This window comes from Rhizobium sp. BK008 (genome assembly GCF_014197345.1).
Taxonomy (GTDB): Bacteria; Pseudomonadota; Alphaproteobacteria; order Rhizobiales; family Rhizobiaceae; genus Rhizobium; species Rhizobium anhuiense.
In genome coordinates, this window is record NZ_JACIFK010000013.1 from 18,674 (window position 1) to 33,620 (window position 14,947).

Consider the following 14,947-nt stretch of genomic DNA (forward strand, 5'->3'; position numbering starts at 1 on the left):
GAAACGACGATCATGGCAACGATTGAAACTCACGGCGTCGCTATCCCCCGGTTAGGAATGGGGACTTTCCGGATGCCGGGCGATACCGCCCGACCGGTGGTCGAAAGCGGGCTTGCCCTCGGCTTCCGCCACATCGATACCGCCGCCATGTACGACAATGAAGCCGCCATCGGCGCGGCGCTCGCGGCCTCCGGCATACACCGCGCGGACCTCTTTGTCACCACTAAGGTCTGGCACGACAAGCTCTCCCCCGATGCCCTGCGCCGGTCCTTCGACACGAGCCTCAGCAAGCTTCGCCTCGACCATATCGATCTCTTCCTCGTCCATTGGCCGTCGACGAACATGAACATGAGCACCATGTTGGACGCGATCACCGTGACCGCCTACGCGCCACTTGCGCAAGGCCGTGCCGCAAAAGATCCCGTGCTCGCCAGGATCGGTGAAAAGCACGGCGCCACCGCCGCCCAGATCGCCATAGCCTGGCTTCTGGATCAGGCTTGCGACCCGTGATTTAGTCACGTAGCAGGCAGGGGATCAGTGCCTTCGCTTAGGATTGCGAGATACCTACGGTAGCTGAAAACACGGCCACGCTTGCGACCTGTCACCTCGTCGGCAATCCCCAACCGCTCCAAGTCAGCGAGCGCTGCATTGACAGTCGGCGCGGAAAGGCCTGTCATTTGAACGATCTGATTCGACAATCCGAGTGGCAGCTTCAAATGCTTGGTTGGCGGTGTCGGCTACACCTGTCAGGAAGAAGTCTAGCCAAGCTTCCCAGTTTCCATATTCACGGACCTCTTGCAGTAATCGATAATATTCCCTTCCGGAAGAGCAGCGTAGCGTGCTGCTGCTGGTATCGGTCGAAGACCTTAGTTACGCCCAGGTCGCCGAAGTCCTGGCGATCCCGATCGGAACCGTGATGTCGCGACTGTCGCGCGCACGTGAGCGCCTGCGGCAGATCTTGGAAAGTCCCGCCAGGGGCGCTAGAGCTGGCTCGCATCTGCGGAGAGTGAAATGACAGACAGGCCAATCACCGAAGACGATCTGCACGCCTTATTGACGGCCGCCTCGAAGCTGCACGCAGGGACGAAGTGTCCGCTTATCTCGAAAAGCACCCGGAGGTCGCCATCCGATTTTCCGCCTACAACTCCCAACGCACAATTCTGCATCGCGCCTTCGATCCCATCGTCGACGAACCGATCCCCACCCGGCTCAATCTCAATCACATGATCGCCACCAGACGGCAAAACAGGGTCTCCACCTGGCGGCTTGCCGCTGCAGCCGAAGCGTGCAACATTGAGGATTAAGTCGCGAGTGACATCGGCTCCCCTGAAAGACGATTTACCCGGGCTCGTGCCCCGCAGAATATCGTGATCTTCTCCACCGGGGCCTTCGCGGTCGAGGCAGACACTCAGACTCAGAAGGACCGCGGATCTATCGCAACCCCGGTGACCTGGCCCTTTGTTCTCGCTCCGGACATCAGGTCAGAGACGATGCCCACAAAGGTTGGAAAGGCAGCGCAGGCTTTGACAACAGTGATTCGGCGTGCTTTTCTGTCCTTGGTCCTAGGACAGAGGACGCCAGTCAGGACGATTTATGAAAAGCCAGGACATCGTCATACTGCTCAAACTCATCAGCCTCCAGGAGCAGGAACAAGAGCAAGGGGGCGAACGCGAGCGCCTAGAGGCGCAAGGCGATGACCCATATTCCGTCCGAAATTTGGAGGCATCCCTCGGTATAAGCAAGACCGAGGTCAATGAGTCGATCAAGAGGAGCCTAGCGTCTGGCATTGCCAGCAAAGATCGCGACCTTGGCCGACCCAAGCCGAGCCGGAGGAACCTATTCAATTTCATCGTGCACGGCCTGAAATTCACCTTTCCGGCAAAACCCGGATCAATGCAGCGAGGCATTCCAACCGCTTTTGCGGCACCTATGCTCGAGGGCCTTCTGGTCAGCGCTGGCAACTATATTTACGTCTGGCCCCACCCAAGCGCCCGCGAAATGGGCCAGTCTGTCGAACCGCTATTCAAGAGTGTACCGGAAGCAGTCCAAAAGGACGTGCGCCTCTACGAATATCTGGCACTCTGCGACGCGATCCGCCTTGGAAACCAACGAGAAGTGGGTTTGGCAAGCGATCGGCTCTCGAAAAGGATACTCGGTAAATGACGACTGTCCGCGGCCAGCTGCTCGAAATGTTGAAAGTCGTAGCAACGGCGCTGGAGCAGGATTTGCGCGATCGCCTTGTGTTCGTCGGAGGATGTACGACCGCACTTTTCATCACAGACCCGGTGACCCTCGAAGATGTCAGGGCCACCGACGATATCGACCTTATTGTCGATCTCGCGGGGCTTGCCGAATGGGGCCAACTATTGGAACAGCTGAGAGAAAGGGGGTTCAAAGAGTCCTCGGATGACGACATCATCTGCCGAATGCGGCTCGGCCCGCTCAAAGTCGATTTCATGCCGGATGATGAAGCGATCCTTGGCTTTAGCAACCGCTGGTACGCAAAAGGTATCGAAACCGCTGAGATTCACCAACTCACTGAAACTCTCACCATCCGGCTCCTCACGCCCGCCCTCTTTATAGCGACGAAGCTGGAAGCATTCGCCGGCAGAGGCGGTGGTGACCCTTTCTCCAGCAGGGACGCCGAGGACATACTTCTCGTCCTTGATGGGAGAGAGGAACTTGTTCAAGAACTGGCGAATGCTGATCTCGACGTCAAGACATACGTCGCTGAACAATTCCAGGCGCTCCTCAAGCATCGCGACTTTGACGAGTTCCTTGAGGGAAATTTGCGTGGGCAGCCCGGCCGCGTGGCTATCGTGCGCGAGCGCTACGTTGCCATAAGTCATTGCGCAGACGGTGGCGCCCATGCGCATTGAAGCAAGCTGGTATAGCCCGCAAAGGCACCATGACCACAGACAATCGCGACCATGCAGGGATTGGAACAAATACCACCGGCGTGATGGCCATCATTGCCGATAGCTCTACCGCAGGCGAGAACAGTGGAGAATATGCCGAAGCGATTGTGCGGGGAGTGATCGACTGGTTCAGCGGTCTACAAGGTGCGCTTGATGTCGATAACTTTTCGAAACAGCTGCGCGCAATCCATATCGATTTGCGCGCGCGTTATCCTCGGGGCTCAGCCAGTTTTGCTATTATGCACGTTAGCCCAAGAACACGAATGACAGTTATCCATGCCGGCGACTGTCTTCTAGGCCAAATTGATCGAGGCGACAGAATTCAATGGCAAACTCAGCCTCACACGCTTGCCAATGCGCTTGGATATGTCGCAGTCGACGAGCTATCGAAGACACCGGCCAGACATCTTCTCACCAGGAGCTTTCGTTCACGTGAGTATATGACACCAGAAATCCTGGAAACGGACGGTTTGCCTGGCGTCCATTTACTCACCACGGATGGCTTTTGGGCCGAGCTGTCAGCACACGAGCAACTTGCCGTAATCCATGGCCGTGAAGTCGAGGCGAATGGAGAGCACGACGACTGCAGCGTTCTAAAGCTCACAATCATGGACAATGCCGACCCGCAGCTTATCATTGACGTGGGCGGGGCTTCCCCCAACTTTTGCAGCGCGCAGATATAGCGGCTGCGAGATTTTCATCGTTTTAGGGTTAGACAGAAACGGAGGTCTCTGCTCTTGAAGGGATACGATCCCGCGGCCTGTCAATTTCCGGCGCTGAATCCATGATGTCCTTTGTCATGGATAAAGGCTTGGAGGTCTGGGCACGCTGGCCGCTAGAAGCCCTGCGGCACTCCACGCGAGTGCCGCAGGGCATTTGTTAATCCCCCATGGACAGATCAAGAAAAGCGCCCACTCAAGCCATAAGGCAGTGAGATGCTCGGTTAGATCCGGCGGCCCCCTCTCCGATAACGAAGCAAAGCGCCATCGTGTTGCCGGTGGTTATCCGGGGCATAGTCGAATAGTCGCCGACACGAAGGCCGTCAGTGCCGGAGACCTTGAGAGCATTGTCCACCATCGACATGCGATCCGGCAACGTGAGTTCAAATCATTCAGTGGAGAACCTACAGACGAGCGCCATAGCCGCCGCCGGTCGGGGTGACGATGGTGATCGCCTCGCCTTCATCAAGCCGCGTCTGCGCACAGCCTGGCAGCACTTCGATTTTCTGGTTAAGGCGGCGCACGAGGTTTTTCCCGGTTTCGCCAGCTTCGCCGCCGGCGAGGCCAAACGGCCTGACGGTGCGGTGCCCGGAGAGAATCGCGCAATCCATCGAGCGCCGGAAACGGATCGTGCGGCTAGTGCCGTCGCCACCGTTCCAGTGCCCTTTGCCGCCCGAACCTTCGCGTATGTGGAAATCCTCGAGTACGACGGGAAAGCGCAGTTCGAGGATCTCCGGATCGGTCAGGCGCGAATTCGTCATGTGGGACTGAACACCGGCAACGCCTGAAAACCCCTCACCTGCCGGAGCGCCCGAGCATAGCGTTTCGTAATATTGGTGTGTTTCATTTCCGAAGGTCAGATTGTTCATCGTCCCTTGCGACGACGACAGCTTACCGAGCGCCCCAAAGAGACAATTGGTGACGGCCTGGCTCACCTCGACGTTTCCAGCGACGACTGCCGCCGGGCGGCGGGGTGCAAGCATCGATCCTCCCGGGACGATGATTCTGATCGGCCGCAGGCAGCCGGCATTCATCGGGATATGGTCTTCGACGAGGACACGGAAGACATAAAGAACTGCCGCGCGCGTAATCGGTTCCGGAGCATTGAAGTTGTCCGGCTGCTGTGGCGATGTTCCGGTAAAGTCGACCGTCGCCTCGCCTTTCGTGCGGTCGATGCTGATGTGCACCTTAATCTCGCATCCCTGGTCCATCGGATAGGTGAATTCGGCATCGTCAAGGCGGGCAATAAGGCGGCGGACACTTTCTGCCGCATTGTCCTGCACATGCGCCATATAGGCTTCGACGACGTCGAGCCCGAACTGATCGACCATCTTTCTGAGTTCGTCGGCGCCCTTCTGGTTAGCGGCGATCTGCGCCTTGATGTCCGCGATGTTCTGGCCGAGATTGCGGACCGGGTGGAGTGCTCCCGTCAGCAGTTCAGCAAGTTCAACCTCCCGAAAACGGCCCCGGTCCAAGAGCTTGAAGTTATCGATATAAACGCCCTCTTCGTCGATGGTGCGGGCATTCGGCGTCATCGACCCCGGAGCGATGCCGCCGATGTCGGCATGATGGCCGCGGGATGCCACCCAGAACAATATTTCGTTGTCTTCGGCGTCGAAAATCGGGGTGCAGACCGTGATGTCAGGCAAATGTGTGCCGCCGTTATAGGGTGCGTTGATGGCGAAGACATCGCCTGCATGGATGACCGGATTGCCGGCGATGATCGCCTCCACCGAGCGGTCCATCGACCCTAGATGCACCGGGACATGCGGGGCATTGGCGACAAGCGCGCCATGACGATCGAAGATCGCGCAGGAAAAGTCGAGCCGCTCCTTGATGTTGACCGACGATGCCGTGTTTTGCAGCGTGAAGCCCATCTGCTCGGCGATGGACATGAAGAGGTTGTTGAATATTTCGAGCATGACTGGATCGGCCGCGGTGCCGAGCGCCAGCGACCGCGATCGGGCGGTTTTGCGTTCGAGGACGACGTGATCCCTGGCAGTCAGCGTGCCTGTCCAGCCATCTTCGATCACGATAGTCTGGTTGGGCTCGATCAGCAGGGCCGGACCCTCGAGAACATTTCCGGAGGAAAGTTGCTCGCGGCGATAGACCGGCGCCTCGTGCCACTGCCCCGCGGAAAAGAAGCGCGTTCGGGCGGCGGCATCGAGACTGACATCAATGGTGACTGCGTTTACGGCCGGCTCAACCCGCCGCCCTCCTCCGACCGCCTCGACGGCCAGCGTCTCAACGATCAGCGGTTTGTCATGGTCGACAAAACCGAAGCGGGATTTGTGCGCGGCTTCGAAGCTCTGTTTCAGCGCATCGACGTCAAAATGGCCTGGCGCAATGCTGGCTTCCGTCGCGGTGATCCGGGTAGCGGTGGCTTCCAGTGCGGTGTCCGCGCCAGCATAGCGGATATGCAGTCGCAGATGAACGGTGATCTTTGCGGTCTCGATGCCCTGTTCGCTGACCTCGCGGAACGCCTCTTCGGACAAGGGCTGCGCTGCCCTGACGATTGCCGGAATGCTATCGGCAGCGAGAGGCAAATCGAGCGATGCCTGGCGCATGGCGTGGATGTCAGCAAGCCCCATGCCATAGGCGGACAGCAGGCCTGAGAATGGATGGACGAGGACTTTCGTCATCCCGAGCGCATCTGCCACCATGCAGGCGTGCTGGCCACTCGCCCCGCCAAACGCGTTCAAGGCATAGGTGCTGACATCGTATCCCCGTGCGATCGAGATCTTCTTCACGGCTTCCGCCATATTGGCGACGGCGATCTTGAGAAAGCCGTCGGCCACCTCTTCACCGCTCCGCCCGTCACCAATCTCCTCGGCGAGCGCGTCGAAGGCGGCCTTGACCGCGAAATAGTCGAGAGGCTGGTCCTGGCTTTCGCCGAAGATCGGTGGGAACATGTCGGGTATCAGCTTGCCGACCATGATATTGGCATCGGTAACTGCGAGTGGCCCATCCCTGCGATAACCCTTGGGACCGGGATTGGCACCGGCGGATTCCGGGCCGACGCGGAAACGCGCGCCGTCATAGCGCAGGAGCGATCCACCGCCGGCCGCGACCGTATGGATCTGCATCATCGGCGCGCGCATGCGGACGCCGGCGACCTGGGTTTCGAATGTCCGCTCATATTCTCCGTCAAAATGTGCAACATCCGTCGAGGTGCCGCCCATGTCGAAGCCGATCACTTTTGCAAAACCGGCTTCTGCGCCGGTCTGCGCAAGAGCGACCACACCGCCCGCGGGCCCAGACAAAATGGCATCCTTTCCCTGGAACAGGCTGGCGGCAGTCAATCCGCCCGATGAGGTCATGAAGGTCAACCGGGCTCCGGTCCGTTCGATATCCAGTTCTTCCGTCACCTGCGCCACATAGCGGCGCAGGATCGGCGAAAGATAGGCATCCACGACCGTCGTGTCGCCGCGACCGACGAACTTCACGAGCGGCGACACTTCGTGGCTGACGGAAACCTGCGGAAAGCCCATCCCGCGAGCGATCGCGGCAATCGCCTGTTCATGGCTTGGATAGCGGTAAGCATGCATCAGCACGATGGCGATAGACTTGAAGCCGCGCGCGCTGATCTCCTCCAAGGCTTTGCGGACTTCCGCTTCGTTCAATTCCTTCTCGACTTCGCCATCGGCCAAAACGCGCTCGTCGATCTCGGCGACGAAGCCATAGAGCAACTCCGGTTTGACGACGTGCTTGGCGAAAATATCGGGCCGCGCCTGGTAGCCGATCTCCAAGGCATCGCGGAAGCCGCGCGTGGTGATCAGGGCAGTCGGCTCGCCTTTGCGCTCCAGGAGAGCGTTGGTCGCAACCGTGGTTCCCATGCGTACCTCGCCGATGGCGCCGGCGGGTATCGGCTCGCTCGCATCAAGGCCCATCAATGCCCTTATGCCGGCAACGGCCGCATCCCGATAGGCGCTGGGATTTTCGGACAGCATTTTGCGGGCATGCAGGTGGCCTTCGGGGTCGCGTCCAATGACATCGGTGAACGTACCGCCGCGATCGATCCAGAAATTCCAATGTGATTCACTCATGACTTGTCCATCCGCGCGGAAAGGCACGGTCCTTGTTTCGTCGATTTGGAAAAGAGGCGGATTGCAGCGCGTCACCGCAATCCGGGGAGTGTCAGTCGGCTGCCAATTCCTTGCCCTTTGTCTCGGGCAGGATGAAAGCGGCAACGATGACCAGCAGGTAGGCGATGACGGCGAATATGGCGATTGCCTTACCAAGCGGCATGGCGGCCGTTGCAATGCCCACCAGCGTCGGGTTAAGGGCAGCGACGCCGCGGCCGAAATTATAGGTGAAGCCCTGCCCTGCCGCACGCGTGCGGGTCGGGAAATTCTCGGTCAGAAAGGCGCCCATTCCCGCGAAGATGCCGGAAGCGAAGAAGCCCAACGGGAAGCCGAGAAACAGCATCAGCGTGTTGTTGATCGGCAGGTAGGTATAGATCACGACGGTCACCATCGCACCGATCGCAAACAGCATGAACTTCTTGCGGCGGCCGATGATGTCGGACAGATAAGCGCCGGTGACATAGCCGAAGAACGAGCCGATGATGATGACGGCGAGGTAGCCGCCGCTGCCGATAACGCTCAAATGCTTTTCCGTCTTGAGGAAGCTCGGCAGCCAGGTGGCGATTGCATAATAGCCACCTTGCGCACCGGTGGTCATCAACGACAACAGCATGGTGCGGCCGAGCATCGAGGGTGCGAATATCTCGGTGATGCGGACGACCTCGCCGGAGGCTTTCAGCTTCTTCTGCGAAGCGGTGTAGACCTCAGGTTCCCGGATGAACCGGCGCACGATGATGGCGAGAATGGCGGGCGCGAGCCCAGCCCAGAAGAGCCCGCGCCACGCCTCTTCCTGCGGCATCAGGCTGAACAGGATGGTGGACAGCAAAACGGCTGCACCCCAGCCGACAGACCAGGCACTCTGCACCATGCCGACCGCTTTTCCACGGTGCGTGGCTGCGATAACCTCGGCCATCAGTACCGCGCCGGCCGACCATTCGCCACCGAAACCAAGCCCCATCAACGCACGGCATACGAGAAGTTGTTCGAAATTTTGGGCAAAGCCGCTGAGGAAGGTGAATACGGCGAACCAGATAACCGTGATCTGCAAGGTGCGAACGCGCCCGAAGCGGTCGGCGAGGATGCCGGCAAACCAGCCGCCGAGTGCGGAGGCGAGAAGCGTCACCGTGGCGATGATCCCGACATCGGTGTTGGAAATGGCAAGCGTGGCAATGATCGCCGGTATCGCGAGGCTGTAGATCTGGACATCGAACGCATCCAGCGCGTATCCGGAAAAACACGCCCAGAACGTGCGTTTGCCTGGCTGCGTCAATTCACCATACCAGCTTCGCGGCTCGGCTCGCGTTGAGACGGCGTAATTGTCTGTCATGTCATTCCCCTTTTCGTTGTTGAGTTTGCCATGGCCCCGCAATTTTCCCAGTTCTTATTGGCGGAGCGTGATTGCCTCGGCTAGAAGGCGATGAGAGCCGCGTTCGGCTTATCCGTCACCAGCATGCAGCCGGGCGCATGCGTGATCGCGAACTTCGGGCGGGCGGTCTGGATGACGGCTTGCGGTGTTACCCCGCATGCCCAGAAGACCGGCATTTCGTCGGGCATGATGCGGGTCGGATCGCCGTAGTCCGGTCGGTCGAGGTTCTCGATCCCGATGGACGCCGGCAAGCCAATGTGAATGGGTGCGCCGTGGACGGCCGGCATTTTCGAAGTGATCTGGACCGCCCGGATGACCTCGGCTGGGGCGAGCGGCCGCATGGAGACGACCATCGGGCCGGAGAACGGCCCCGCGGGGACACATTCGATATTCGTCCGGTACATGGCCACGTTGTGCCCCTCGGCGACGTGGCGAAGCCCGATGCCATTTGCAATCAGCGCTTCCTCGAAGGAGAACGAACAGCCGATAGCGAAGACGACAAGATCGTCGCTCCAGAGGTCGCTGATGTCGGCAGGTTCGCCGATAAGTTCGCCACCTTCCCAGACGCGGTATCTCGGTGCGTCCGTCCGGATGTCGAGATCCAGACCCAGTTCCGGAATGCGCGGCGAGCCTTTTTCTGATATGCCGACGACCGGACATGCCTTGGGATTGCGCACGCAAAAGCGCAGGAAATCATCCGCCAGCGCGCTCGGCAGGATGGCGAGATTGGCTTGGACATAGCCGGGGGCGGTGCCGCTTGTTTCCTTGACCCAACTGCCGTTCCTGCAGGCGGTCCGCACGGCGAGCGGGTTGGAGAGATCCTGCCCCTGAAGGTTCGATACTATGTTCATGGTGACACCTCGTTTCTTTGGACACGAGCATCCGCAAAAAACCAGATAATTTCAAATTGTCATTTTTCATAATTCTCGATAAATTCTATTTATCGGAGGCTGATGGATGGTGGATTTCAAGGCGCTTGAAACGGTGTTGTGGATCGCGCAGCTCGAGAGCTTCCGAGCGGCGGCTGAGAAGCTAAACACGACCCAGCCGGCTATTTCCGTTCGGGTGGCGCAGTTGGAGGAGGAACTCGGGACCCAGCTTTTCGATCGGTCCAGCCGGACATTGTCGGTCACGCCCGCTGGACGACAGGTTTTGACTTATGCCGACCGGCTCCTCCGGCTCCGGGCCGAAATGCTCCACGCGGTCGCCGACCGAACCCATCTCAGCGGCACATTCAAGCTGGGAGTAGCAGAGACAATCGTCCATACGTGGCTTCCGAGCTTTCTCGAACAGGTGAGCAGCACCTACCCCAAGCTTGCGCTGGAGATCGAGGTCGATATTTCGACAAATCTGCGCGAGCGGTTGCTCCAGCAGAAAATCGATCTGGCGTTTCTCGTCGGGCCATTGAGCGCTCCTGCCGTCATTCAACGCCAACTGTGCCGGTTTCCGGTGAGTTTTGTCGCCAGTCCGAAGATCAAGGCCGATCTCAAGGACGGTTCGCTGGAGGAGATCGCGCGTTGGCCCATCCTCACCTTCGCGCGCAACACGCAGCCCTATGTGCAGGTAACTGAACTGTTTTCCAATCCCGCCCTGCCGACGCCCAGAATCTACGCGAGTTCGTCGCTCGCCACGCTGATCCGCATGGCATTGGACAGTTTGGGCATTGCCGTTATTCCGCCGGCCATCGTCGCGCTCGAACTCAACTCGGGAAGACTGGTGGAACTCGATATCGCTCCAAGTCTTCCGGATCTTCACTTTGTTGCCGCCTGGCTTGGGACGCCCGACCGTCGCACTCTGGAAGAAGTGGTCGCAATCGCTTCCCGAGCCGTGCAACAGGCGGAGTTGGTCTCCGGTCGATAAATTGCCGACAGCAGAAGCGGAAGGGTAAAAGATGTACCGCTGAACAAACGGGAAGCCGTAATAAATTCAGATCGCGGTCCGCATTGATGAAGGGCTGGTCTCGATCAACGGTCTGAAGCCTTCGGATGGTCTGCTCGTGGCGCTCATGGTCGCGGATTGCTTTCCTTCAAAAAGCCCTCCTTAGTTGTCTTTTGACAACAGGCGAGACATGATTGAAGGGTCTGTCGCCATACTAGCAATTCCTCGTCATCCGAGGGAATGAAAGATTCCAACTGGCTGCGTCCATGCACGATCGAGCAGAATTTGTTTCCTTTTATGGAAATAGCCTGAAACTGGTCAAATGCTCAGGAAAGGTCGCCGAGGCCTACCAGAGCGTCGTAGCTTCGGGGGACGTAACTCTATGGCAGGTATATCCGGAGCTTCAAAAAACCAGCAGCAGGGCGTCTGTTGAATCCGTGCTGGCCGGCGGCCTTCCCCGCAATATTTCGATTGACCCAGGCCCGTCGAACGCCAGACGCAGTCTTCTCCTCTTCTCCACCGAACGGGGGCTTGGCGTCATCGAAACGCGAACCGGGAGTGCTCTTTCGCCGATTGAAGATTCCGATCGGGCCCTGCTTCTCCATCAAGCTCGGCATGATGCACTGACGGGACTCGCGAACCGTCGGCAGTTCAGCACCGACCTCGAGGCTAACTTACCTGTATCCGGGGTTCGCAAGCTTGCGCTCATGCAGATCGATCTCGATGACTTCAAGCCAGTCAACGACACCCTTGGTCATGGAGCCGGCGATATCGTACTCAAGATGACGGCGGAGCGGATCCAGGCCGTGCTTGGCGACGACGCGAGGGCTTACAGGCTCGCTGGCGATGAATTTGCGGTGATTCAAAACTCTGGCGATCAGCCGGCTGCAGCAGAACGGCTGGCCGAATCCTTGGTCCGTGCTTTCAAAGATCCATTTACCATCGACGGGATAGCCGTGTTCGTAGGCGCAAGTGTCGGAATAGCCATTGCGCCCAGTGACGGCGACGACGGCGAACAGCTGATGAAGGCGGCCGACATCGCCCTCTATGCTGCGAAGAACGATGGTCGCGGCCGCGCAAGGACGTTCAACCGCTCGATGATGATCATGCTCGAACAGCGTGAAATGCTGCGGCGCAGTTTGCGTGTGGCCCTGCAGGAACAACAGTTCTTCATTGAGTATCAGCCTCTCATCGAGATTGCGGAGGGGATCATCGGATTCGAGGCCCTGCTGCGCTGGCATCATCCTTATGCTGGCGTTGTTCCGCCCAGTCTTTTCATTCCCATGGCCGAAGCGGACGGACTGATGGGCGATATTGGAGCGTGGGTGCTCGAACAGGCCTGCCGCGAGGCATCGAGATGGCCCTCGCATTTCATCGTGGCGGTCAACCTTTCGCCGGCGGAGTTCCTGCTCGCCGGCTTCACCGACCGCATAACCGAAATCCTCGATGAGGTCGGGTACCCGGCCGAGAGGCTGGAGCTCGAAATAACCGAGACCGTCCTGCTCGAGCGCACGACCGACAATCTCGACATCCTCCACACTCTCGAGGTCTTGGGCATCCGGATTGCCCTCGACGACTTTGGCACCCGCTATTCATCCCTGAGCTACCTGCAGAACTTCCCATTCGACACGATCAAGATCGATAAGCACTTCATCAAGGACGTCGAAACAAACCCGAAGAGTCAGACGATCGTGCGCTTCATCATCAGCCTTGCGCATGGATTGGGGATGCAAGTCACTGCGGAGGGTGTCGAGACTATCGGCCAAGCGTCCTGGCTCCGCAGAAAACGATGCGACCGGCTGCAAGGAAGCCTCTTGGGCGCCCCGATGTCTGCGGAGGCTCTTCGTGAATTTCTGCGTCAAGCTTCGTTCGAGATGCTGTAATTCCAACAAGCCTGCTCGACGGCGAAATAGCGATGATCGACGAGCATTCGTTAGCATTGCGAGATCTCGGCCACCAATTGAGCGACTGCAACCGGTTCCTGGAGCAGATGAGAGTGGGAACCCCTTCAAGCCCAGTCCCCGTGCTGTCGCCACCCGTGCCGAATAAAGCAGCGACCACGAGAGGATATCCGCTCAAATGGAAATATATGCCGTCGAACCGGAAATGATCATCGGCGGCGATGCGGGAAAGGCATACTGCCCTCCGACGAAGTTGAGTTTGTTCTTGCGCTGCTCATCGGATGGTCGCTAAGTCACGCTGCCACAGCAGTGCGTCCTTGTGTCGGACGCTCTTCGGCCAGATAGAATTCGAGACTCCGAGGCACTTCAATGACCGAACAACTTTCTCTTCCTCGCGATCGAATTTCCGTGCTTCTGATGGAAGGGATCAGTCAGAGCGCGGTGGACTACTTCGCTTTATCCGGCTACGTCAACCTGACCTATTTGCCGAAGGCCCTGGATGACAAAGATCTCAAAAGTCATATAGCCGAGGCCCATATTGTCGGAATTCGTTCACGCACCCAACTGACCGAGGAGATTTTCAGCTCCGCCAAGAAGCTGATGGCCGTCGGTTGTTTCTCTGTGGGGACAAATCAGGTCGACCTGGATGCGGCCCGTCGACGCGGGATCCCGGTATTCAACGCCCCCTATTCGAATACGCGCTCTGTCGCCGAGCTTGTGATCGGCGAGATCATAATGCTGACCAGGCGGATTTTCCCGCGTTCGGCTTCCGCTCATGGAGGCGGATGGGACAAAACCGCCGAAGGTAGTCGTGAGGTGCGTGGGAAAACGCTGGGCATCGTGGGATATGGCAATATCGGTTCGCAGCTAAGCGTTCTCGCCGAAAGCATGGGTATGAACGTTCGCTATTTTGATCCTTCGGACAAGCTTCGCCACGGCAATTCAGAATCGATGGCAACGCTCGGCGAGCTCCTCGAAATCTCAGATTTTGTGACGATGCATGTTCCAGAGACCAGCTCGACACAAAACATGATAACTGAAGCTGAACTGCGCAGGATGAAAAAGGGAGCCATTTTCATCAACAACGCCCGCGGAACCGTGGTGGATCTTGAAGCGCTCGCGAAGGTTTTGAAGGAAGGACATCTCGCAGGCGCGGCTGTGGACGTGTTCCCGAGGGAACCGGCATCAAACAAAGAGCGTTTTGAAACCCCGCTGCAAGGTTTGGATAATGTCATTCTGACCCCGCATATTGGAGGGTCGACCGAAGAAGCCCAAGAGCGCATTGGAAGAGAAGTCCCGAGGAAGCTTGTTGAATATTCGGACATCGGTTCGACGCTAGGCGCTGTCAACTTTCCCCAGGTTCAACTGCCGCCACGTCCAAACGGCACGCGTTTCATCCATGTTCATGAAAATCGCCCTGGCATTCTCAACAATCTGAATACGATTTTTTCGTCTCGTGGACTTAATATTGTGGGCGAGTTCCTGCAGACGCACGGCGAAACGGGTTACGTGGTTGTTGAAGTCGAAGGCGTTGGCCAAACCGCAAATGACATACTTGATGCACTCCGCCAGATCCAAGGAACGATACGGGCTCGATTGGTTTACTAACGCAAGTGGAGTGCCTTTTCCCGGCTCTAAAGTGCCAGCGGGAGGCAGCATGACCATGGGCGAATGGTTGTCCTCGACCATTGCTGTCGCAAACTCGCTCTTCCAGGCTTTCCTCGAGACACCTCAGTGAGGGTCTGGAGGAGCTTGAGGGCCCCGGCACAGCCGACCAGCAGCTCGCGATCACCTTCGTGACACGCTGCGCCGAGGCTTTCGGCCTAACCGGTCGCTGGGGATTCCAATGGACGAACATTGCCTCGGAGCCCGTCATCGATTGCATCTCCGGCGGTGCCCATGTCCTCGACCTTTCCACCGGCCGGACCCTCTAATGGAGCAGCACCGGCCGCTGGCTCGCCGACCGCATCGCGAGGGAAATTCGCGATGAACATTTGATCGTGCGACCGCAACATCAAGATCGCCGCTACTGCCCTTTCCCGATCGTTGCGCTACAATCTCTTGTACGTAGGAAACGTTG

Annotated in this window: 10 protein-coding genes and 4 pseudogenes; 9 read left to right on the plus strand and 5 right to left on the minus strand. The window is 58.4% G+C overall.

Annotated features, from left to right (window positions below):
• Window positions 1-12 precede the first annotated feature (12 nt).
• Window positions 13-495 (plus strand): annotated as a pseudogene (locus FHT69_RS32185) (aldo/keto reductase); the annotation flags it as partial.
• 20 nt (window positions 496-515) lie between these two features.
• Here the strand turns inward: FHT69_RS32185 and FHT69_RS34440 are convergent.
• Window positions 516-828: pseudogene (locus tag FHT69_RS34440) on the minus strand (Fic family protein); the annotation flags it as partial.
• Between FHT69_RS34440 and FHT69_RS32190 the strand changes: the two are divergent.
• The 5 genes and pseudogenes from FHT69_RS32190 to FHT69_RS32210 form a co-directional block, all read left to right on the plus strand.
• Window positions 818-1,015, plus strand: a pseudogene (locus FHT69_RS32190) (sigma factor-like helix-turn-helix DNA-binding protein); the annotation flags it as partial. The pseudogenes FHT69_RS34440 and FHT69_RS32190 sit on opposite strands and share 11 nt — an antisense overlap.
• A gap of 73 nt (window positions 1,016-1,088) precedes the next feature.
• A complete protein-coding gene (locus FHT69_RS32195; RefSeq protein WP_097596151.1) occupies window positions 1,089-1,304 on the plus strand; it encodes an anti-sigma factor family protein in 216 nt (71 codons plus the stop codon).
• Between the two features lie 289 nt (window positions 1,305-1,593).
• Window positions 1,594-2,163: a hypothetical protein gene (locus tag FHT69_RS32200; protein WP_097596152.1), complete on the plus strand. Its 570-nt coding sequence runs from the start codon at window positions 1,594-1,596 to the stop codon at window positions 2,161-2,163.
• Window positions 2,160-2,879 (plus strand): nucleotidyl transferase AbiEii/AbiGii toxin family protein, encoded by a 720-nt coding sequence (locus FHT69_RS32205; protein ID WP_183906472.1) that lies wholly within the window; start codon window positions 2,160-2,162, stop codon window positions 2,877-2,879. The genes FHT69_RS32200 and FHT69_RS32205 overlap by 4 nt, the downstream gene beginning before the upstream one ends.
• A gap of 29 nt (window positions 2,880-2,908) precedes the next feature.
• The gene (locus FHT69_RS32210) at window positions 2,909-3,601 is read left to right on the plus strand and encodes a hypothetical protein (RefSeq protein WP_097596153.1); all 693 of its coding nucleotides are present in this window, start codon (window positions 2,909-2,911) and stop codon (window positions 3,599-3,601) included.
• Between the two features lie 232 nt (window positions 3,602-3,833).
• Here the strand turns inward: FHT69_RS32210 and FHT69_RS32215 are convergent.
• From FHT69_RS32215 to FHT69_RS32230, 4 genes and pseudogenes are all read right to left on the minus strand, one after another.
• Window positions 3,834-4,007 (minus strand): annotated as a pseudogene (locus FHT69_RS32215) (GMC oxidoreductase); the annotation flags it as partial.
• Between the two features lie 34 nt (window positions 4,008-4,041).
• Window positions 4,042-7,683 (minus strand): hydantoinase B/oxoprolinase family protein, encoded by a 3,642-nt coding sequence (locus FHT69_RS32220; RefSeq protein WP_183906474.1) that lies wholly within the window; start codon window positions 7,681-7,683, stop codon window positions 4,042-4,044.
• Window positions 7,684-7,774: 91 nt separating this feature from the next.
• Window positions 7,775-9,049: an MFS transporter gene (locus tag FHT69_RS32225; RefSeq protein ID WP_183906477.1), complete on the minus strand. Its 1,275-nt coding sequence runs from the start codon at window positions 9,047-9,049 to the stop codon at window positions 7,775-7,777.
• An 80-nt stretch (window positions 9,050-9,129) separates the two neighbouring features.
• Window positions 9,130-9,939, minus strand: coding sequence for a putative hydro-lyase (locus FHT69_RS32230; protein ID WP_183906479.1), 810 nt, complete (start codon window positions 9,937-9,939; stop codon window positions 9,130-9,132).
• A 106-nt stretch (window positions 9,940-10,045) separates the two neighbouring features.
• Between FHT69_RS32230 and FHT69_RS32235 the strand changes: the two genes are divergently transcribed.
• The 3 genes from FHT69_RS32235 to serA all read left to right on the plus strand — a co-directional run bounded on the left by FHT69_RS32235 (window position 10,046) and on the right by serA (window position 14,475).
• A complete protein-coding gene (locus FHT69_RS32235) occupies window positions 10,046-10,948 on the plus strand; it encodes a LysR family transcriptional regulator (RefSeq protein WP_183906480.1) in 903 nt (300 codons plus the stop codon).
• Window positions 10,949-11,232: 284 nt separating this feature from the next.
• Window positions 11,233-12,849 carry a bifunctional diguanylate cyclase/phosphodiesterase gene (locus tag FHT69_RS32240; protein ID WP_183906482.1) on the plus strand — a complete coding sequence of 539 codons (1,617 nt, stop codon included), beginning with the start codon at window positions 11,233-11,235 and terminating at the stop codon, window positions 12,847-12,849.
• Between the two features lie 387 nt (window positions 12,850-13,236).
• Entirely contained in the window at window positions 13,237-14,475 is a 1,239-nt protein-coding gene (serA, locus tag FHT69_RS32245; RefSeq protein ID WP_183906484.1) for a phosphoglycerate dehydrogenase, read from the plus strand.
• The last annotated feature ends 472 nt before the right edge of the window (window positions 14,476-14,947 follow it).

Coding starts and splice junctions, on each gene's coding strand:
- FHT69_RS32200 (WP_097596152.1), top strand. CDS start 1,594: ATGAAAAGCCAGGACATCGTCATACTGCTCAAACTCATCAGCCTCCAG.
- FHT69_RS32235 (WP_183906480.1), top strand. CDS start 10,046: ATGGTGGATTTCAAGGCGCTTGAAACGGTGTTGTGGATCGCGCAGCTC.
- serA (WP_183906484.1), top strand. CDS start 13,237: ATGACCGAACAACTTTCTCTTCCTCGCGATCGAATTTCCGTGCTTCTG.
- FHT69_RS32210 (WP_097596153.1), top strand. CDS start 2,909: ATGACCACAGACAATCGCGACCATGCAGGGATTGGAACAAATACCACC.
- FHT69_RS32205 (WP_183906472.1), top strand. CDS start 2,160: ATGACGACTGTCCGCGGCCAGCTGCTCGAAATGTTGAAAGTCGTAGCA.
- FHT69_RS32230 (WP_183906479.1), bottom strand. CDS start 9,939: ATGAACATAGTATCGAACCTTCAGGGGCAGGATCTCTCCAACCCGCTC.
- FHT69_RS32225 (WP_183906477.1), bottom strand. CDS start 9,049: ATGACAGACAATTACGCCGTCTCAACGCGAGCCGAGCCGCGAAGCTGG.
- FHT69_RS32220 (WP_183906474.1), bottom strand. CDS start 7,683: ATGAGTGAATCACATTGGAATTTCTGGATCGATCGCGGCGGTACGTTC.
- FHT69_RS32240 (WP_183906482.1), top strand. CDS start 11,233: ATGCACGATCGAGCAGAATTTGTTTCCTTTTATGGAAATAGCCTGAAA.